This is a genomic window from Dactylosporangium sp. CA-233914, assembly GCF_050942935.1.
In the GTDB taxonomy this organism is placed as follows: domain Bacteria; phylum Actinomycetota; class Actinomycetes; order Mycobacteriales; family Micromonosporaceae; genus Dactylosporangium.
Genome location: NZ_CP192030.1, coordinates 13,032,312 through 13,052,197 on the forward strand (window position 1 = coordinate 13,032,312; position 19,886 = coordinate 13,052,197).

Consider the following 19,886-nt stretch of genomic DNA (forward strand, 5'->3'; position numbering starts at 1 on the left):
ACGACGCCCGGCCGGAGGTAGACACAGCATGAGCCTGGTCGAGCGGGTGAAGCAGAAGATCCCGCGGCAGCCCGTCGACGCCGACCGCCTCGCGACCAAGGTCGAGGCGCTGCAGCGGTTCGTCGCGGCGGCCGAGGGGCACGTGCCCGAGGACCGGCTCGTGACCGCCCGCACGGTGATCGACCGGGCCGGGGAGCGGCTCGCGCTGTCCCGCGCGCACACCGTGGTCGCGCTCGCCGGGGCCACCGGCAGCGGCAAGTCCAGCCTGTTCAACGCGGTCGCCGGATTCCAGCTCTCGCGGGTCGGGGTACGCCGGCCGACCACCGGCGTCGCGCACGCCTGCGTGTGGGGCCAGGCCGGGGCCACGCCGCTGCTGGACTGGCTCGGCGTGCCGCCGAACCGCCGGTTCACCCGGGAGAGCGCGCTGGACGGCGACGACCAGGCCGCGCTGCGCGGGCTGGTCCTGCTCGACCTGCCCGACTTCGACTCGGTCGAGGCCCGGCACCGCATCGAGGTCGACCGGCTGCTGCGCCTCGTCGACCTGGTGATCTGGGTGATGGACCCGCAGAAGTACGCCGACCGCGTCGTGCACCAGCAGTACCTCACCCAGTTCCAGCGCCACCGCGACGTCACCGTCGTCGTGCTCAACCAGGCCGACCGCCTCACCCGCACCGACTCCGAGCGGATCGTCGCCGACCTGCGCCGGCTGCTGGAGGCCGACGGCCTGGGTGGCGTGCCCGTCTTCCCGACCTCGGCGAAGGGCCAGCCCGGCCTGGGCACGCTGCGCGACGGGCTGGAGCGCACGGTCGCCGCGCGGCTGGCCGCGCTCCTGCGCCTCAACGGCGACGTCACCGAGGCGGTCGCCGAGCTGCAGCCGCTGGTGGCGTCGGGGGCGAAGCCAACCGTGCCGAAGGCCGCGGTCGACCGCCTCGCCGCCGCCCTCTCCGACGCGGCCGGCGCCCCGATCGTCGCCGCGGCGACCGAGCGCACCTACCGGCGCCGGGCCACGGGCAGCCTCGGCTGGCCGCTGCTGCGCTGGGCCCGCCGCCTGCGCCCCGACCCGCTCAAGCGCCTGCACCTGGAGCCCGGCCCGGTCGAGCGCCCGGCCGCGAGCTCGCTGCCGGAGTCCAGCGCGGCGCAACAGGCGGCGGTTTCGCTCGCCTCCCGCGAGGTCGCCGCAGCCGCGTCGGAGGAGCTGCCGGAGCCGTGGCCGGCCGCGGTCGCCGAGGCGGCGCGCTCGCGGGTCGCCGACGTGCCCGACGCGCTGGACGTCGCCATCGCCTCGGCCGACCTCGGCGTGGCCCGCCGGCCCGCCTGGTGGCGGGTCGTCGGCGCGCTGCAGTGGATCGGCGCCCTGACGGCGCTGGCCGGGCTGGTCTGGCTCGGCGTGCGGGCCGGGTTCGCCCTGCTGGGCCTGCCCAGCGTCGAGGGGCCGACGGTCGGTGCCGGGATACCGCTGGCCACGATGCTGCTCGGCGGCGGCCTGCTGTTCGGTCTGCTGCTCTCCGTGGTCGTACGCCCCTTCGCCGGCCTCGCCGCCCGCCGCGCCCGGGCCCGGGCGGAGCGCCGGCTGCGCGAGTCGATCGCCGAGGTCGCCCAGGCGCACATCGTCGCGCCGGTGCAGGAGGTGCTGCGCTCGTACGACGAAGCGCGCGAGGCCCTGGCCGCCGCCGCCTGAGGACGCATCGGTGCGGGACGGGCCGCGCTCGTACGATGACGCATGTGAAGCCCTCGCTCCCGCCTGAGTCCGTCCGCGCCGTCCGGAGGCTGGGCTTCGCCGGCCTCGGCCTGCTCAACGTGGCGTGGGGCGGCTGGGCGGTCGCGGCCCCGCGCCACTTCTTCGACACGTTCCCGGGCTTCGGGCTGCACTGGACGGCGTCGTACCCGCCCTACAACCAGCACCTCACCGTCGACCTCGGCGCCACGATGCTGACCCTCGCCGCGCTGTTCTTCGGCGCCGCGATCGCCGACCGTCCCGCCGTGAGCTGGCTCGCCGGGATCGCCACCGCGATCTTCGGCACCCTGCACTTCGGCTACCACGCCCTGCACGCCGGGCACATGGGCGCGACCGACCGGGTGCTGAGCCTGTTGAGCCTGATCGGCGGGGCGTTCCTGCCGCCCGCCCTGGCCGCGACCCACCTGCTGGAGGAGTCCGACTGATGGACCTTTCATACTTGCGGGAACACCCGGCTCAGCTGCCCGTCTTCATCAAGCACCAGCGCATCCGCGAGACGCCGGTGCCGGGGGGCTCGATCTGCACGGCCCAGCGGCTCACCCTCGACGATGGCGGCTCGCTCTTCGCCAAGTCCCTCGCCGACCCGCCGCCGGGCTTCTTCGCCGCCGAGGCCGCCGGGCTGCGCTGGCTGCGGGAGGCGGGGGCCGCGCCGGTGCCGGAGATCATCGCCGAACTGCCGGACCTGCTGGCCCTGGAGTGGATCGACCACGGCGAGGCGACGCCGCTGGGCGCCGAGGAGCTCGGGCGCGGGCTCGCCGGGCTGCACCGGGCCGGGGCTGACGCGTTCGGGGCGCCGTGGCGGGGATACATCGGGACGCTTCCTCTCCCCAACGATTCCTCGACGTCGGCCTGGGGCCCCTGGTTCGCGCAGTTCCGGCTGCGGCCCTTCCTGGATGCGTCGGCGGACGCGCTCACCAACGCGGACATCACGGCCGTCGAGCGGGTGATGTCCGATATTTCGCGATATGGCGGGGACGAGCCACCGTCGCGCATCCACGGCGACCTGTGGCCCGGCAACGTGCTGTGGGACCGCGGCGGGCGGGGCTGGCTCGTCGACCCGGCCGCGCACGGCGGGCACCGCGAGACCGACCTGGCGCTGCTCGGCCTGTGGGGCGGGGTGCCGCACCACGACCGGCTCATGGCGGCATACCAGGAGGCGTGGCCGCTCGCGGACGGGTGGCGGGAGCGGGTGCCGCTGCACCGGCTCTATTTGATGCTGGTCCACACGGCGCTGTTCGGCTCCGCCTATCGCGAGTCGGTGCGGGGCCTGCTTCGCGGTCTGTGAAACGGGTACGGTTCCACCATGACCCATTCGGAGCACGAGCCACCCGGTGCGGGCCTCGCCGACCGGCACGGGCGCGTGGCGACCGACCTGCGGGTCTCGCTGACCGACCGGTGCAACCTGCGCTGCACGTACTGTATGCCGGCCGAGGGCCTCGACTGGCTGCCCAACCCGGCGCTGCTCACCGACGCCGAGATCGTGCGCCTGATCGACGTCGCCGTGCACCGCCTCGGCGTCACCGACGTCCGGTTCACCGGCGGCGAGCCGCTGCTGCGCCGCGGGCTGACCGAGATCGTCCGTGCCGTCGCCGCGCTGCCCGGCCGCCCGCGCATGATGCTGACCACCAACGGCATCGGCCTGAGCCGGCTCGCCGCGCCGCTGGCCGACGCCGGCCTCGACCGGGTCAACGTGTCCCTCGACACCACCGATCCGGCCCGGTTCAAAACGATCACCCGCCGCGACCGGCACGCCGACGTGGTCGAAGGGCTGGCCGCCGCGGCCGCCGCCGGCCTGCTGCCGGTGAAGATGAATGCCGTGCTGCTGCACGGCGTCAACGACGACGAGGCCGCCGAACTGCTGCGTTTCGCCCTGGACCGGGGTTACGAGCTGCGCTTCATCGAGCAGATGCCGCTCGATGCCGGGCACACCTGGCGCCGCGAGGAGATGGTCACCGCCGCCGAGATCCTCGCCCGGCTGCGCGCCGAGTTCACGCTCCTGCCCGATCCCGCTGTCCGCGGCGGCGCGCCCGCCGAGACCTGGGTCGTCGAGGGCCGCACCGACATCGGCGGCGCCCCGGCCCGGGTCGGAGTGATCGCCAGCGTGTCGAGCCCGTTCTGCGGCGCCTGCGACCGCACCCGCCTGACCGCCGACGGCGCCGTGCGCTCGTGCCTGTTCAGCCAGGAGGAGACCGACCTGCGCTCCGCCCTGCGCGGCGGCGCGACCGACGAGGAACTGGCCGACCTCTGGCGCAAGGCGATGTGGGCCAAGCCCGCCGGCCACGGCATCAACGACCCTCGGTTCCTGCAACCCGCGCGGCCCATGTCCGCAATCGGAGGTTGACCCACTTGCTGCTCGTGCGCTACTTCGCCGGGGCCCGCGCGGCCGCCGGCCGGCCCGAGGAGAAGGTCGAGGCGGCGACCCTGGCCGAACTCGTCGCCGCGGTGACAGCCGAGCGCCCGCGCCTGGCCGGCGTGCTGACCGCCTGCTCGTTCCTGGTGGACGGCACGGCCTGGCGCGACCGGGACGCCGCCCTGCCACCGGCCGCGACGGTCGACGTGCTGCCCCCGTTCGCGGGCGGCTGAGCCGGTGATCGCCGTCCTCCTGGCGGTGGTCCTGGTCGTGGTCGGGGGCATCCACTGGTACCTCTGGAAGCGCCTGGTCAAGGACACCACCCGCACCCGCCGCGCCCGCGTGATCGGCTCGGTCGCCGTCGTGGTGCTGGCCCTGGTCATCCCGGCGACGCTGGCGTTGTCGCGGACCCTGCCACACTCCCGCCAGGCGATCGTCGCGTGGCCGGGCTTCCTGTGGCTCGCGTTGATGTTCTACCTGCTGGTCACGCTGCTGATCCTGGAGATCCCGCGCCTGGCGATCCGGCTCTGGCAGCGCCGCTCCAACGGCTCCGCCCCAACACCCGCCCCCGTGACGCCATCCGCGGCCACGGCGCAATCCGCCACCACAGCGCCAACCACGCAATCCACCACCACGGCGCAATCCGCCGCCACAGCGCCGTCCACGCCATCCAGCGCCGCACCACCGTCCGACGCCGCAGCGCAAACCGCGCCATCCGCCGCCGCACCACTGTCCGCCAGCGGGGCGCAATCGGCGCCGTCCGCGCCGTCCGCGCCGTCCGCGCCGTCCGCGCCGTCCGCGCCGTCCGCGCCGTCCGCGCCGTCCGCGCCGTCCGCGCCGTCCGCGCCGTCCGCGCCGTCCGTGCCGTCCGGTCTCGCGGCGCCTTCGGCGCTCTCGACCCCTTCTTTGGCTTCGCTGCCCACCTCGCCACCGGCGCATGCCGCCAGTTCCGGACATAACGGAAATGTCGGAAATATCCCTCGCGGAGCGGGGGATATTTCCGACGAGAGCGCCTTTTCGGCCGAGGCCCCACCGGAGCCGACGTTCGATGCGGGTCGACGGTTGCTGCTCGGGCGGTCGCTCGCCGTCGCCGCCGGGGTGCTGTCGGCGAGCGCGGTCGGGATCGGGGTGTACCAGGCGATGAGCGCCCCCAACCTCAAGCGCGTCCCGATCCGGCTCGCCAAGCTGCCGGCCAGCATGGACGGGTTCCGCATCGCGGTGGTGTCCGACATCCACCTCGGGCCGCTGCTGGGTCGGTCGCACACCGAGCGGATCGTCCGGATGATCAACTCGGTGGACGCCGACCTCGTGGCCGTCGTCGGGGATCTCGTCGACGGCAGCGTCGCCGAGCTCGGGGCGGCCGCCGAACCGCTGCAGGACCTGCGCGGCAAGCACGGTAGCTTCTTCGTGACCGGTAACCACGAGTACTTCTCCGGATACCAGGAGTGGATCGACGAGGTGAACTCGCTCGGCGTGCGCGTCCTGCGCAACGAGCGCGTCGACGTGCTCGGGCTCGACCTCGCCGGGGTGAACGACGTCAGCGGCGAGGACGTCGGCGACGGGCCCGACTTCGCCAAGGCGCTCGACGGCCGCGACGCCGCCCGGCCCGTGGTGTTGCTCGCCCACCAGCCGGTCCAGGCGCACGAGGCCGCGCGGCACGGCGTCGACCTGCAGCTTTCCGGCCACACCCACGGCGGGCAGATGGTGCCGTTCAACCTGCTCGTGGGCCTGCAGCAGCCGATCGTCGCGGGGCTGGGCAACGTCGGCGGCACGCAGGTGTACGTCACCCGCGGCGCCGGCTTCTGGGGACCGCCGGTGCGATTCGGGGCACCACCGGACATCTCGATCGTCGAGCTTCACGGCGCGTAGCCCGCGCCGGGTGGGGCGCCTGTGACAGGATGCAGCGTGCCCTCGAACGTCGCCTCCGACTCGTTCGTCGCGGACCTGCACATCCACTCCAGGTATTCCCGGGCGTGCAGCCGCGACCTCAGCATCGAGACGCTCACCTGGTGGGCACGGCGCAAGGGCATCGCCCTGCTCGGCACCGGCGACTTCACCCACCCGGCCTGGTTCGACCACCTGCGCGAGGCGCTGGTCCCGGCCGAGCCCGGGCTCTACCGGCTGCACCCCGACCGCGAGGCCGACATCCTGCGCCGGCTGCCGGCCCGCCTCGGCGTGGCCGACAGCGCCGTGCGGTTCATGCTGTCGGTCGAGATCTCGACGATCTACAAGCGCGGCGACCGCACCCGCAAGGTCCATCACCTGATCTACCAGCCCGACTTCGACGCGGTCGCACGGTTCAACACCGCGCTCGGGCGCATCGGCAACCTGGGCTCGGACGGCCGCCCGATCCTCGGCCTGGACTCCCGCGACCTGCTGGAGATCACGCTGGAGGCGAGCCCGGACGGCTTCCTGGTCCCGGCGCACATCTGGACGCCCTGGTTCTCCGCGCTCGGCTCCAAGTCCGGCTTCGACGCGATCGCCGACTGCTACGCCGACCTGGCCGAGCACATCTTCGCGGTCGAGACCGGCCTGTCCTCCGACCCGGAGATGAACTGGCGAGTGTCGTCGCTGGACCAGTACCGCCTGGTCTCCAACTCCGACGCGCACTCGGCCCCGGCGCTGGCCCGGGAGGCGACGCTGCTCAGTGGCGAGATGTCGTACACCGGCGTGCGCGACATGCTCCGCACGGGCGACGGACTGGCCGGGACCATCGAGTTCTTCCCCGAGGAGGGCAAGTACCACGCCGACGGGCACCGTGCCTGCGACGTCAACTGGCCACCGGCGCGCACCCGCGAGGCCCAGGGCCGCTGCCCCGAGTGCGGCAAGCCGCTCACCGTCGGCGTCCTGCACCGGGTCGAGGAGCTGGCGGACCGGCCCGGCGGCTACGTCCCGGCGGGCGCGCCCGGGGTCACCCACCTGATCCAGTTGCACGAGATCCTCGGCGAGATCAACGGGGTCGGCCCGAAGTCGAAGACGGTCGACGAGAAGCTCGCCGCGCTGGTCGCGGAGCTCGGCCCGGAGCTTGCGATCCTGCGCGACGTGCCGGTCGAGGACATCACCCGCGCCGGCGGGGAGCTGCTCGGTGAGGGCATCGCCCGGCTGCGGCGCGGGCAGGTGCGGCGCACACCCGGCTTCGACGGGGAGTACGGCGTCATCAAGCTCTTCGACCCCTCCGAGCTGCGGGTGAACGCGCAGGAGGACGCGCTGTTCGAGGTACCGATGCCGGCTCTTCCGAAGCAGCGCCGAGCCGAGGTGGCCCCGAAGGCCCAGCCACGACGGAAGCGGCCCACGCCCGCGGAGGCCGCGCCTCCGCCGCCACCCATCGCCCCGCCGCCCTCCCCGCACGAGCCCCTCGAACCGATGCTCGCCGGGATGGAGGAGGTCGGGACCGGGCTGCTCGACCGGCTCGACGCGCTGCAGCGGGTGGCCGCCTCCGCGCCGGGCGGGCCGCTGCTCATCGTGGCCGGCCCGGGCACCGGCAAGACGCGCACGCTGACGCACCGGGTCGCCTACCTCTGCGCCGAGCTGGGCGTCTTCCCGGAGGAGTGCCTGGCGATCACGTTCACCCGCCGCGCCGCCGAGGAGCTGCGCGAGCGGCTGGAGGGGCTGCTCGGGCCGGTGACCGAGGCGGTCACGGTCTCCACGTTCCACTCGCTGGGCCTGTCGATCCTGCGCGAGAACGCGGCCGCGGTCGGGCTGACCCCGCAGTTCCGCATCGCCGAGGAGGCCGACCTGCTGGCCGCGCTCGAGCCGCTGCCCGAGCGGGAGGCCCGCAAGGCGCTCGCCGCGATGGAGCCGGCGACGAAGGAGACGCTGGCCAAGGCGCTGCGGGCGCGCGACCAGGTGTCACTGGACGAGCTGCTCACGCTCACCGTCGAGCTGCTGCGCGAGACGCCGGCGCTGGTCGATCGGTACCGGGCGCGGTGGCGGTGGATCTTCGTGGACGAGTACCAGGACGTCGACCCGGTGCAGTACGAGCTGCTGCGGCTGCTGTGCCCGCCGGGCGGCAACCTGTGCGCGATCGGCGACCCGGACCAGGCCATCTACTCCTTCCGCGGCGCCGAGGTCTCCTTCTTCCTGCGCTTCACCGGCGACTTCTCCACGCCCGAGGTCGACGCCCGAGTGGTCCGGCTGACCCGCAACTACCGCTCCTCGGCGCCGATCCTGGCCGCCGCCGTGCAGGCGATCGCCCCGACGACGCTGGTCCCGGGCCGCCGCCTCGACCCGGCCCGGCTCGACCTCGAGGCGCCGATGGTTGGGTTGTACCCGGCCGTCTCCGTCGCCGACGAGGCGGACTTCGTCGTCCGTACCGTCGACGAGCTGGTCGGCGGCCTGTCGCACCGGTCCCACGACAACCGCGTCGACTCCCGCGCGACCGTCGGCGCGATGTCGTTCTCGGACATCGCCGTGCTCTACCGCACCGATGCGCAGGCCGCGCCGATCGTCGACGCGCTCTCCCGGGCGGGCGTACCCGTGCAGAAGCGCTCGCACGACCGCCTGCTGGACCGCCCCGGCGTCGCCGCCATCGCCCGCGAGCTGCGCTACGCCGACGGCCTCGGCGGCTCGATCGCTGCCCGGGTCCGCCTGGCCGGCCAGGTCGTCGCCGGGCGCTGCGGCACGCTGGACAGCGACCTGATGAGCCTGAACGAGGCCGACGTGTGGAACGCGGTCGACCTCATGACCCCACTCGCGCTGCGGGCCGGCGCCGACCTCGACGAGTTCCTCGCAGCGCTGGCCACCGGCGCCGAGGTCGACGGCTGGGACCCGCGCGCCGACCGAGTGAACCTGCTCACCCTGCACGCCTCGAAGGGCCTGGAGTTCCCGGTCGTGTTCCTGGTCGGCTGCGAGGACGGGCTGCTGCCGCTGCGGGCCCACGCGGGCGCCCGCCAGTCCGAGGACGACGTCGCCGAGGAGCGCCGCCTGTTCTTCGTCGGCCTGACCCGAGCCCAGGACCGGCTGTTCGTATCGCACAGCCGCATCCGGTTCCGCTTCGGATCCGAGCGCGAGATGGCGCCGACGCCGTTCCTGTCCGCGATCGACCCCGGCCTGCTGGAACGCCGCGGCCCGGCCGCCCCGCGCAAGCCGAAGGATCGCCAGCTGCGACTGATCTGAACTCGGTTTGGCGCGGATCCGTGAGGTCACAGGGGTGGTGCTTGGAGCTACCGTAGCTGCATCGACCCCGATAGGCTCACGAAAGCCGGCCGCAGACCAGGAGGACAATCATGTCGGGTTACGGACCGCCGGGCGGACCGTACCAGGGCCAACCTCAGGACCCGTGGCAGCAGGGCGGTCAGCAGGACCCCTACGGAGAGCCGGGCTACGGCCAGGGCCAGCAACCCTGGGGCCCGCCCGAGCGGGGCCAGGGCGGCGGCGGTGACCGCGGCTACGGCCAGGGCGGCGGCTACGGCCAAGGCGGTGGCTACGGCCAGGGCGGCGGTGGCGGTCAGGGCGGTGGCTACGGCCAGGGGGGTGGCTACGGCCAGGGCGGCGGTGGCGGCTACGGCGGCGACCAGGGCTATGGCAATCAGGGCTACGGCAACCAGGGCTACGGGGGTCCCGGCGGCTACGACCAGGGCTACGACGACCGGCGCGGCGGTGGTTACGGCGACGATCGCACCTACCAGCAGCCCGGCGGCGGCTACCAGCCCTACGACGAGCGGCCCGGCTACAACGACGATCAGTGGGGCGGCCCGCCGCGCTCAGAGCCGCCGCAGCAGAAGAAGCGCTCCGGCGGCACGATCGCGCTGGTCGCGTTCCTCGCGCTGCTGCTGTGCGGCGGTGGTGGCGTCGGCGTGTACTACTACGTCCTGAAGGACAAGAAGGCCGACTCGCCCTCGGCCTCCGGCTCGGCCCAGCCGGGCTCGTCCAGCTCCGCGGCCGGCGGCAACGGCCAGTCCGCGCCTGCGAGCGCGGCCCCGTCGGCCTCCAAGGCCAGCGGCGTGCAGGCCGGCGACGCGGCGTCGGTCCAGGTCGGCGAGTGCCTGAAGAACGTCGGCACCGACCAGAAGCCGGTGATGCAGAAGACCCAGTGCGGCGCCGGGGCCTATGAGGTGCTCAAGCGGATCCCCGGCACCACGGACAAGAACAAGTGCGAGGGCACGGCCGGCTACTCGCACAACTACTTCTTCGACAGCCCGGTGGACTCGAACGACTTCGTGCTCTGCCTCAAGCTGCGCAACTGAGCTGGGGTTTCTCCACGGCCCGGGCCCCTGCCCGGGCCGTCGCCGTTTCCGTGTGGCGTTTTCCACCCCCTTGCGACGGGCTGCCGGAGGGGTGTAGTACATTAGTTCGAGCCTGGCATCGAACGCGTGTTCGGTAACGTTCGATGGCGCCTTATAAGGCTGTCTTGCGTGCGCGCTAGAAAGCCGTAGATGCCCCACGACGACACGCCGTAGAGGTTTCTCTACGCGGTTCTAGCCTGCGCGCTAGACAGCCCGATACTGTGCGATTCGTGGATCCGGTTCGCAATCCCTACGCGCCCGGCGCCGGGCAGCGCCCGCCCGAGCTCGCCGGACGCGACCGTGAGCTGCACGCCTTCGACGTCGTGCTGGAGCGCGTGGCCCGCGGCCGGCCCGAGCGCTCGCTGATGCTGACCGGCCTGCGGGGTGTGGGCAAGACCGTCCTGCTCAACACCCTGCGCTCCGAGGCGATCTCGCACCTGTGGGGCACCGGCAAGATCGAGGCCCGCCCCGACCAGTCGCTGCGCCGCCCGGTGTCGGCCGCCCTGCACATGGCGATCCGCGAGCTGGCGCCACACCACCGCGCCCCCGACCGCATCGAAGAGTTTCTGGGCGTGCTGAAGGCCTTCGCCCTGCGCGAGGACCCGCGCAAGCCCCCGTCCAAGCTGCGCGACCGCTGGCAGCCCGGCATCGACGTGCCCGCCGCGACCGGCCGGGCCGACTCCGGCGACATCGAGATCGACCTGGTCGAGCTCTTCACCGACGCCGCGAGCGTGGCCACCGACGTCGGCACCGGCGTGGCGCTGTTCATCGACGAGTTGCAGGACCTCGCGGCTGACGACATCTCGGCCCTGTGCGCGGCGTGCCACGAGCTGTCGCAGACCGGCGCGCCGCTCATCGTGGTCGGCGCCGGGCTGCCTCACGTGCCCGCCCTGCTGTCGGCCTCGAAGTCGTACTCGGAGCGCCTCTTCCGCTACCAGCGCATCGACCGGCTGGACCGCATCGCCGCCGACCTGGCCCTGACCGCACCGGCCGAGCGGGAGGAGGTCGAGTACGAACCGAAGGCGCTCGACGCGCTCTACGAGGCCTCGGGCGGCTACCCGTACTTCGTGCAGGCCTACGGCAAGGCCACCTGGGACCACGCCCCGCGCTCGCCGATCACCGCCGCGGACGTGCGCGTGGCCGCGCCCGAGGCCGAGGCGGAGCTGGCGGTGGGCTTCTTCGGCTCCCGCTACGAGCGCGCCACCCCGGCCGAGCGCGAGTACATGCGCACGATGGCCACCCTGCTACCGGCGGTCGACGTCTCCGAGGCGGTGCCGACCGCGGAGATCGCCAAAACCCTGAACCGCAAGCCGGCGAGCCTCTCCCCGGCCCGGGACGCCCTGATCAAGAAGGGCCTGATCTACTCCGGCGAACGCGGCACGGTCGCCTTCACCGTGCCCCACTTCGCCCGCTACCTGCGCACCCAGCCCGCCGAGTAGTCACTTCGCCGCCCTGGTCGCCTCCGCCCGCTCCATGATTCCCCGCAGGTCGCGGCGCTCGATCGCGGCCGCCATCAGCTCCGGGAACACGTCCGGCGTGCAGGCGAACGCGGGCACCCCGAGCGCCGCCAGCGCCGCCGCGTTGTCCCGGTCGTAGTCCGGCGCCCCCTCGTCCGACAGCGCCAGCAGCGTGATGACCTGCACCCCGGCCGCCGTCATCGCCGCGACCCGGCGCAGCATCTCCTCGCGCACGCCGCCCTCGTACAGGTCGCTGATCAGCACGAAGATCGTCTCCCGGGGCCGGCTGATCAACTGCTGCCCGTACGCGATCGCCCGGTTGATGTCGGTCCCGCCGCCCAGCTGCGTGCCGAACAGCACGTCCACGGGGTCGCTGAGCCGCTCGGTGAGGTCCACGACCGCGGTGTCGAACACGATCAGCGAGGTCTTGAGCGACCGCATCGAGGCGAGGACCGCCGCGAACACCCCCGAATACACCACCGACGCCGCCATCGACCCGGACTGGTCCACGCAGAGCACGATGTCCCGCTGCACTGCCTGGGCCCGCCGCCCGTACCCGACCAGCCGCTCCGGCACGATCGTGCGCCGCTCGGCCTGGTAGTGCCGCAGGTTCGCCCGGATCGTCCGGTCCCAGTCGATGTCGCGATGCCGCGGGCGGTTGATCCGCGCGGCCCGGTTGAGCGCCCCGCTCAGCGCGGTGCGCGTCGGCTGCGCGATCCGCCGCTCCAGCTCGGCGACGACCTTGGCGACCACCTTCCGCGCGGCCCGCTTGCTCTTGTCCGGCATGACCCGGTTGAGCGACAGCAGCGTCCCGACGAGGTGCACGTCCGGCTCGACGGCGTCGAGCATCTCGGGCTCGAGCAGCAGCCGCGTGAGGTTGAGCCGCTCGATCGCGTCCGCCTGCATGACCTGCACGACGGTCGAGGGGAAGTACTGCCGGATGTCCCCCAGCCACCGCGCCACCCGCGGCGCCGACGCCCCCAGCCCCGCCCCGCGCTGGTGCGGCACCCCGTCGTCGGCCCCCTGGTCGTACAGCGCCCCGAGCGCCGCGTCGACGGCCGCATCCGTCCCGCTCAGCCCGTACCCGGTCCCCTCGGCGCCCGGCGCCCCGCCGAGCGCGAGCCGCCACCGCCGCAGCCGCTCATCCCCGGCGGCGTCCAGCTCCTCCTCAGACATGCAGCTCCCTCCCCAGCAGCCGGGCCGCGACCGGCAGCAGCAGGGCCCCCCGCGCCGCGTCCACGTCGTCGTCCGCGTCCGCCCCCGCACTGCCGGTGCCGATGTTCGCCGCGCGCTCGCCGATCATGCGCCGCTGCGGCGCCGGGTATCCGCTGAACGTCCGCCGCAGCAGCGGCAGTACTTCCAGGAACGCCTCCGCCGGAATCCCGCTCAGCCAGGCGTCGACCAGCCCCAGCAGCCGCTCGTCATGGACCAGCAGCAGCCCGTCGCCGGCCAGGAAGCCCTCGATCCACGCCGCCGTCCGCGCCACCGGCACCCCGACCGTGAGCACAAGCGCCATCCGCGCCCCGATCTCGTCGGCGTCGACCGCCCCCGCGTCCAGCAGCAGCCGGTTCATCCGCCCGGTGAGCAGCCCGTGCAGGTCGTCGCGGGTCGACAACCCCGCGAGCACCGCCTGCCAGCGCTCGTGCGCCTCGGCGTCGTCGACCAGGGCGAGCGCCCCCTGCACCGCGTCGATCCGGTCCCGCATGACCGCCGCCGCGCTGTCGTCGAGCCCGCCGACCGCCGCCGGCAGCCCGACACAGATGCGCGTGATCATCCCGAGCGTGACCTCGCGGAGCGCCGAGAGATCGGTGCCGCGGACATCCCCGTACCGCAGCGTGCGCGCCAGCGCCGGCAGCGCGTCCATCAGGTGCGCGACGTCGGCGTCCAGCGCCATCCGCTCATCCAGCGCGTCGAGCACCCCCGGCAGCGCGTCCGGCAAATCGGCGAGCAGGCACCGCTCCACCAGCGCGGTAACGTCGGCGAGCGTCGCAGCCGACGCGGCCTGCTCGGCGACACGTGCGGTGGCCGCCTCGAGGACCGTCGTCCCGTACGCCCCCGCCTCCACCAGGTCCACCGCGAACTCGGGCTGCCAGGCGATCTCCCACTCCTCGCGGAACGTCCCCTTGCCCTTGGCCGCCGCCAGCACCTTGCCCCACTCGACCCCGAGCAGCCGCAGCCGGTGCAGCAACCGGCTTCGCTCCAGGTCGAACGGCTGCCGCAGGTCGAGCCGGAGCTCCCGCCGCTCCACCCGCGGCGGCAGCCGCAGCCTCCGCTGGCTGCCGGCCACGTCCTTGGCGATCGGCACACCGGGCGTCTGATCCGGCACCCGCCCCAGCCGATCCCCCACCACCAGCCGCCGGTTGATCAGCGCGAGCCTCAGGTCGTCCCCGTCGCACAGCACCGCGTGCGCCGCATCGGTCACCTCGGCCAGCCCGGCCAGCGGCCGCCCGCGCATCGTCGCCAGCGCCTGGGCCAGGCGCGTCGCCTCGATGACGTGCGCACTGGACACCGGCACCCCATCCTTGCGCAGCACTCCGGCCGCCCGCACCAGCCACCGCTCGATCGCGTGCTCGTCCACCGAGGTGAACAGGTGGTGATACCAGCCCGGCGAGCGCACCCCCGCCCCGTACCCCTGCCAGGACGCCAGCCGCGCGTGCGTCCACGGCACCCAGGTCATCGCGACCTTGACCTTGGACAGCCCGCGCACGGTCGCCGCGTCGGCCGAGGCACTGGGCAGCGGCGCGGTCAGCGCGGGCACATGCCAGGCCCCGCACACCACTGCCACCCGCTCGTACTCCTTCAGCGCCGCCCGCAGCCCGATCCGCATATACGCCTCGCGCCGCTCCTCCTCGACCCGCTCGGCCTCGGGCAGCACCGGCGCATGCGCCCGCACGACACTCATGGCCTCGGCAATGGCCCCGAACGGCGCCACCGCGGCCGCCAGCTCACCTTCGTCGATATCGGGTTCGTGTGCGAAAAGCCCGATTCCATCCATGTCCGAAAAATCCGATATGGGGGAGGAGGGTGGGGCGAGAGAAGAGACATCGCCTGAGGAGGCACCGCGGGAGGAGACGGCGGCGGAGGGAACAGCACCCGAGCAAGCAGGACTCGGGGAAGCAGCACCCGAGGAAGCGGCGCCAGGGGGAGCAGCGCCTGAGGAGACGGCACCTGAGGAGACGACGCCTGGAGAGCCGTCGCGGGAGGAGCCGTCGCTTGAGGAAGCAACACCTGAGGAAACGCCCCGAGAAGAACCGTCCCCCAAGAGAGCGGCACCCGAGGAAGCGGCGGCGGACGGGGAAACGTCCGAGGAAGCGGCGACGCCGGAGGAAGAGGCGACGGCGGCGGAGGGCACGGCCACCGAGCTGGCCGCGCCGGAAACAGCCACGTCAGCGCAGGTGAGGTCGCTGGCTTCGGCCGCCGCAGCTTCCTCGCCCGCTGCGGCTGCCGAAGCCGCCGCAGCCGCGGACACCGTCGAAGCCGCGGACGCCGTCGAAGCCGCGGACGACGTTGAGGGTGGGGACGACGTTGGGGCTGGGTGGTTGAAGCGGTGCTCGACCACGTCCTCCCACCAGCGCTCTGGGTCGTCATACCCCGCCGCCTCTGCCAGTGCGCCGATCGGATCCAGGCGCACTGAATCGTCGGACGCAGGGGCGGCGGACGTGGGGGCGGCGGGCGTGGGTGAAAGGGTGGCGGCCAGGCGGACGGCTGCGGGCATGTCGATGAAGCGGACCGGCACCGAGCGTGCGACCGCCCACCGGATCGCCTGCCACTCCGGGGAGAACTCGGCCAGTGGCCAGAACGAGGCGCGCAGCTTCGGGTCGGGGTTGTCGGCCGGGTAGGCCAGCAGGGCCACCGGCGCTCGCATGTCCTCGTCACCGGCGAACGGCACCAGCGGGTCGGCCTCCGGTGGGCCCTCGATCAGCACGATGTCGGGCTGGAACGCCGCCAGCGCGCGGCGCACCGCCCGCGCCGAGCCCGGCCCGTGGTGGCGCACCCCGAGCAGCAACGGCTCACTCACCGCGCCGGGCCGCCCGGTAGAAGTCGCGCCAGCCTTCGCGCTCGCGGACGACGGTCTCCAGGTATTCCTGCCAGACGACCTGGTCGGAGACCGGGTCCTTCACCACGGCGCCGACGATGCCGGCGGCCACGTCGCCGGCCCGGAGCACGCCGTCGCCGAAGTGGGCGGCGAGGGCCATGCCGTTGGTGACCACCGAGATCGCCTCGGCCGTGGACAGGGTGCCGCTGGGCGACTTGAGCTTGGTGCGGCCGTCCGCGGTCACGCCGTTGCGCAGCTCGCGGAAGACGGTGACGACGCGCCGGATCTCGTCGGCGGCCGGGGGCAGCTCGGGCAGCTCGAGCGCCCGGCCCAGGGCGGCCACCCGGCGGGCGACGATGTCGACCTCCTCCTCGACGCCGGCGGGCACGGGCAGGACGACGGTGTTGAAGCGGCGGCGGAGCGCGGAGGAGAGCTCGTTGACCCCGCGGTCGCGGTCGTTGGCGGTGGCGATGACGTTGAAGCCCTTGCGGGCCTGGACCTCCTGGCCGAGCTCGGGGATCGGCAGCGTCTTCTCGGACAGGATGGTGATCAGGGAGTCCTGGACGTCGGAGGGGACGCGGGTCAGTTCCTCGATCCGGGCGATGCGCCCGTCGGCCATGGCCCGCAGCACCGGGCTCGGCACCAGGGCGCCCCGGCTCGGGCCCTCGGCGAGGAGGCGGGCGTAGTTCCAGCCGTAGCGGATGGCCTCCTCGGGCGTGCCCGCGGTGCCCTGGACCAGCAGGGTCGAGTCGCCGCTGATCGCCGCGGCCAGGTGCTCGGACACCCAGGTCTTGGCGGTGCCGGGCACGCCGAGCAGCAGCAGCGCCCGGTCGGTGGCGAGGGTGGCGACGGCGACCTCCATGAGCCGGCGGGGACCGACGTATTTCGGCGTGATCGCGGTCCCGTCGGCCGCCTCGCCGCCGAGCAGGTAGGTGACGACGGCCGCGGGGGAGAGCCTCCAGCCGGGCGGGCGCGGCCGGTCGTCGCCGGCGGCGAGCACCGCCAGCTCCGCGGCGAACTCGTCCTCGGCGTGCCGGCGCTGGACCGTCTCGGCGACGGGCGCGCCGTCGACATGGGCGGCGGTGACATCGACTGTGCTGGTCACGCGGGCTCCTCAGGCTGACCGGGGGAAGTGTCGGTTGAAGGGCTCTCGGGGGAGGCGCTCAGCTCCGCCAGCATGTCGTGGCGGAAGCGAAGAGTGTCGGCGAAGCGGCCGACGATCGAGGACAGGGGGTCGTCGGAGGGCAGGGCGGCGGACAGCGCCATGGCGCGGGCCGCGGTGCCGGCCGGCAGGCGCAGGGCGGCCAGCTCGCACAGGCCGGCCAGTCGCCAGCTCGCGGAGCGCCGGCCGCCGAGGTCGTCGAAGTCGGCGAGCGCGCCGAAGACCGCCTCGACCAGCGGCGGCGGCCACGGCCGCGGGCACAGCTCCAGGACGTGCTCGACGCCGACCGCGGCGGCGCCGGCCAGGCCCCGGCGCAGGACGTCGACGGCGAGCGCGGCCAGGGCTTCGGAGGGCAGGGCGTCATAGAGCGCCTCGAGCAGCAGCCGGTCGTCGGGACGCCCGCCCGCGGCGACCTCCTCGGTGAGCCGGCCGGTCAGGGCGGCGGCCCAGCGCGGGTCGCGCTGCCCGGCGGCGGCGCGGGCCAGACCACGGCGCAGCACGGCGGCCCACTCGTCGGTGACGGGCCGCCCGAGGAACTCCTCCGGCTCGCCCCAGACCGACAGCGGCGTGCGGGTGAGCAGCTCCTCCAGCCACCAGGCGCGCTCGCCGACGCCGGCCGGCGGGCGGGGCACGATCCCGTCGCGGCGCATCGCCTTGTCGCAGGCGGCGGGCGGCACGACGTGGATGCGCCCGCCCGCGATCCGCACGCCGGCCATGGTCCGCTCGGTCATCCGCCGTGCGTAGGCGCTCTCGGGCAGCTGAGCGAGCAGGTCGAGGGCGACGAGCCGGACCTCCTTGCGCCGGTCGTCCAGCGCGGCCTCCAGCACCGGCTCGTCGGCGGCGGACAGGCCGGTCGCGAACGTGCCGAGCAGCGCGGCCCGGTCGTCGGGGGTCTCGGTGGGCCAGACGTCGGCGAGCATGTCGCGGGCCCGCTGCTCGCCCTGCGGCCCGCCGCGCCGCACGGCGGTGAGGATGCCGACTCGGCGCCCGATCGTGCCGAGCTCCCAGCCCTGCGGATCGTCGGCCGGCGCCCCGCCGGCCCCGTCGAGGGCCGCGGAGTCGAGATAGGCCCAGTCGGGGCGCTGCCGGGCCAGCCAGGCCACCCGGGGGCCGCCGGCCGCGGCGACGAGCGGGCGCAGGGCCCGGTGCCGCCGCCCGATCTCCAGCAGCGCGGGCAGGAGCTCGCCCGGAACCCGCCGGTCGTGCACCGCCCCGAGCCACTCGGCGAGCAGCTCCAGCCGCCCGTCGGCATCGCGCACGGGCACGGCGTTGCTGGTGCCGTAGCCCGCGGCGTCGACGGCCAGCAGATCCGCCGCCCGCGCCGCCGCCGACCACGAGACCAGCGGGATCGCAGAGTCGTCGGGGGCCGGCTCGGGCGGCCGCAGCCCGCCGCGGGCCCGGAACCCGGCCCGCCGGTAGAGCGTCAGGGTCCCGGCCACGTCCAGCAGCGCCTCGGCCGGGTCCTCGCCAGGCGCCCCGACGCCGGCCGGCAGCGTCCGCCGCTGCGTGCCGACCAGCGCGGTGGCGAGCACCTCGCCCCAGTCAGGAGTCGTCACAGCCGCACCAGCCGCTGGTCGGCCCAGACCCCGAGCGGCCGCAGCCCGGCCGCCGACCACTCGCCGGTCACGGTGGCGGGGCGCCCGGCGGTGACGGCGATCAGCCGCCAGGGCTCGCCCGCGGCCGGGTCCAGCGGCAGCCCGTTGCCGCCGGCGTCGGCCAGCGCCCATCCGGCGCCGTCGCGGACCGGCACGACCGCGTCGAGGGCCATCGGCCAGAAGTCCAGCCACGGGTCCGCGGCCAGCGCCCGGGCGTGGGCCAGCAGGCTGTCCTCGATCCCGGCCGCGCCGGCGACCGAGTGCATCCGCTCGGGCGGCGCGTGCCGCTTGGCGATGAGGGCGCGCTCGGGCCGGCCGCCCGGGTAGAGGCACACGTCGGCGTCGAACTCGGTGCCGGGCAGCAGATCGATCGGCAGGGACTGGCCGGCGACCGCGAACGACAGCACGATCAGCGGGCGGCCGGAGCCGGCACCGCGCAGCCAGGCGCGCCGGACGGTGAGCTGGTCCTCGATCTCGTCGCGGACGCCGTGGACCTGCCAGCGGTCGCGCACGGGCTCACCGGCCAGGACGGTCTCGGTGGCGATCGGGACGCCGACGCGCATGCGCACGCTGGCGGCGAGGTCCTCGGGCAGGTCGGCGAGGCGCCGGTAGCCGCCGACGAGCAGGTGCAGCCGGGCCAGCTCGCCGAGGAGGCGCTCGGGTGAGCCCATGACGGCGGTGGTGCGGCGCAGGATGCCGGCGGCGCTGGCGGCCTGGGCGTCGACCAGCCGGGCGATCATCGTGTCCCAGGCGGCGCCGCCCTTGGCCGCCCCGGCGAGGCCGGTGCGCGCCTGGTCGGCGAGCCAGCGGTCGAGCTCCTCGAGTCCGGCGGCGATCCGGTCGGCCCGGCGGGCCTGCGCTTTCTCGCTGGTGGGGGCCCTGCTAGCAGTACTGCTGCCGGACTTTGGCTCGTCCGACGACGGCCCGGCGGCGGCCCGATCGGCGCGCGCCGCGCGGGCGGCCTGCCAGGCGTTCGCCCACGAGGGCGCGACGGCCTCGGGCACCGACCCGGACGACCACCGCAGCAGCAGCCCCAGCGCATGCTTGCAGGGGAACTTGCGGCTCGGGCAGGTGCACTTGAACGCGGGCTCGGTCAGGTCGATCGCGGTCTGATACGGCGTTGTGCCGCTGCCCTGGCACAGCCCCCACAGGGTCGGGTCGATGTCGTCGGCGGCACTCAGCCCGGTCTCCAGCCACGCGCGGTCGCCGGCGAGCCCGCGCGCCGCCCGCTGGGCGGACGAGTCGGGCGCCAGCGCCATCACCTGGTCGATGGTCCAGACCGTGGTGACCGTCGTTGTTTCGGCCATGCTGCTTACCGTAGTGAGGG

Annotated in this window: 14 protein-coding genes and 1 pseudogene; 9 read left to right on the plus strand and 6 right to left on the minus strand. The window is 74.3% G+C overall.

Annotated elements, in window-relative coordinates:
• The first annotated feature begins 28 nt into the window (after positions 1–28).
• The 9 genes from ACQPY0_RS58470 (at position 29) to ACQPY0_RS58510 (ending at position 11,748) form a co-directional block, all read left to right on the plus strand.
• Positions 29–1,678 carry a GTPase gene (locus tag ACQPY0_RS58470; protein WP_432982463.1) on the plus strand — a complete coding sequence of 550 codons (1,650 nt, stop codon included), beginning with the start codon at positions 29–31 and terminating at the stop codon, positions 1,676–1,678.
• A 44-nt stretch (positions 1,679–1,722) separates the two neighbouring features.
• Complete coding sequence (locus ACQPY0_RS58475; protein ID WP_432982466.1) at positions 1,723–2,160, plus strand: hypothetical protein; 438 nt, start codon at positions 1,723–1,725, stop codon at positions 2,158–2,160.
• Positions 2,160–3,020 (plus strand): fructosamine kinase family protein, encoded by an 861-nt coding sequence (locus tag ACQPY0_RS58480; protein ID WP_432982469.1) that lies wholly within the window; start codon positions 2,160–2,162, stop codon positions 3,018–3,020. The genes ACQPY0_RS58475 and ACQPY0_RS58480 overlap by 1 nt, the downstream gene beginning before the upstream one ends.
• Before the next feature lie 18 nt (positions 3,021–3,038).
• Entirely contained in the window at positions 3,039–4,076 is a 1,038-nt protein-coding gene (moaA, locus tag ACQPY0_RS58485) for a GTP 3',8-cyclase MoaA (RefSeq protein ID WP_432982472.1), read from the plus strand.
• A complete protein-coding gene (locus ACQPY0_RS58490; RefSeq protein WP_432982475.1) occupies positions 4,073–4,318 on the plus strand; it encodes a MoaD/ThiS family protein in 246 nt (81 codons plus the stop codon). Before moaA ends, ACQPY0_RS58490 begins: the two co-directional genes overlap by 4 nt.
• Positions 4,319–4,322: 4 nt before the next feature.
• Positions 4,323–5,954, plus strand: coding sequence for a metallophosphoesterase (locus ACQPY0_RS58495; protein WP_432982478.1), 1,632 nt, complete (start codon positions 4,323–4,325; stop codon positions 5,952–5,954).
• Between the two features lie 36 nt (positions 5,955–5,990).
• A complete protein-coding gene (locus tag ACQPY0_RS58500; RefSeq protein WP_432982481.1) occupies positions 5,991–9,200 on the plus strand; it encodes a UvrD-helicase domain-containing protein in 3,210 nt (1,069 codons plus the stop codon).
• A gap of 110 nt (positions 9,201–9,310) precedes the next feature.
• Positions 9,311–10,270, plus strand: a complete 960-nt coding sequence (locus ACQPY0_RS58505; protein WP_432982484.1) for an LppU/SCO3897 family protein — start codon at positions 9,311–9,313, stop codon at positions 10,268–10,270.
• Between the two features lie 269 nt (positions 10,271–10,539).
• Positions 10,540–11,748 (plus strand): ATP-binding protein, encoded by a 1,209-nt coding sequence (locus ACQPY0_RS58510; protein ID WP_432982487.1) that lies wholly within the window; start codon positions 10,540–10,542, stop codon positions 11,746–11,748.
• On the opposite strand, the gene ACQPY0_RS58515 is transcribed toward ACQPY0_RS58510, so the two are convergent.
• From ACQPY0_RS58515 to ACQPY0_RS58540, 6 genes and pseudogenes are all read right to left on the minus strand, one after another.
• Positions 11,749–12,942: a VWA domain-containing protein gene (locus ACQPY0_RS58515; RefSeq protein ID WP_432982490.1), complete on the minus strand. Its 1,194-nt coding sequence runs from the start codon at positions 12,940–12,942 to the stop codon at positions 11,749–11,751. It abuts the gene before it with no gap.
• A complete protein-coding gene (locus tag ACQPY0_RS58520) occupies positions 12,935–14,761 on the minus strand; it encodes a DUF5682 family protein (protein ID WP_432995874.1) in 1,827 nt (608 codons plus the stop codon). Before ACQPY0_RS58520 ends, ACQPY0_RS58515 begins: the two co-directional genes overlap by 8 nt.
• Before the next feature lie 555 nt (positions 14,762–15,316).
• Positions 15,317–15,784, minus strand: a pseudogene (locus tag ACQPY0_RS58525) (DUF5682 family protein); the annotation flags it as partial.
• Positions 15,777–16,907 (minus strand): ATP-binding protein, encoded by a 1,131-nt coding sequence (locus tag ACQPY0_RS58530; RefSeq protein WP_432982493.1) that lies wholly within the window; start codon positions 16,905–16,907, stop codon positions 15,777–15,779. The gene ACQPY0_RS58530 and the pseudogene ACQPY0_RS58525, both read right to left, overlap by 8 nt.
• Positions 16,904–18,520, minus strand: coding sequence for a DUF5691 domain-containing protein (locus tag ACQPY0_RS58535; RefSeq protein WP_432982496.1), 1,617 nt, complete (start codon positions 18,518–18,520; stop codon positions 16,904–16,906). The genes ACQPY0_RS58530 and ACQPY0_RS58535 overlap by 4 nt, the downstream gene beginning before the upstream one ends.
• A complete protein-coding gene (locus tag ACQPY0_RS58540; RefSeq protein ID WP_432982499.1) occupies positions 18,517–19,866 on the minus strand; it encodes an SWIM zinc finger family protein in 1,350 nt (449 codons plus the stop codon). The genes ACQPY0_RS58535 and ACQPY0_RS58540 overlap by 4 nt, the downstream gene beginning before the upstream one ends.
• Between the last annotated feature and the right edge of the window lie 20 nt (positions 19,867–19,886).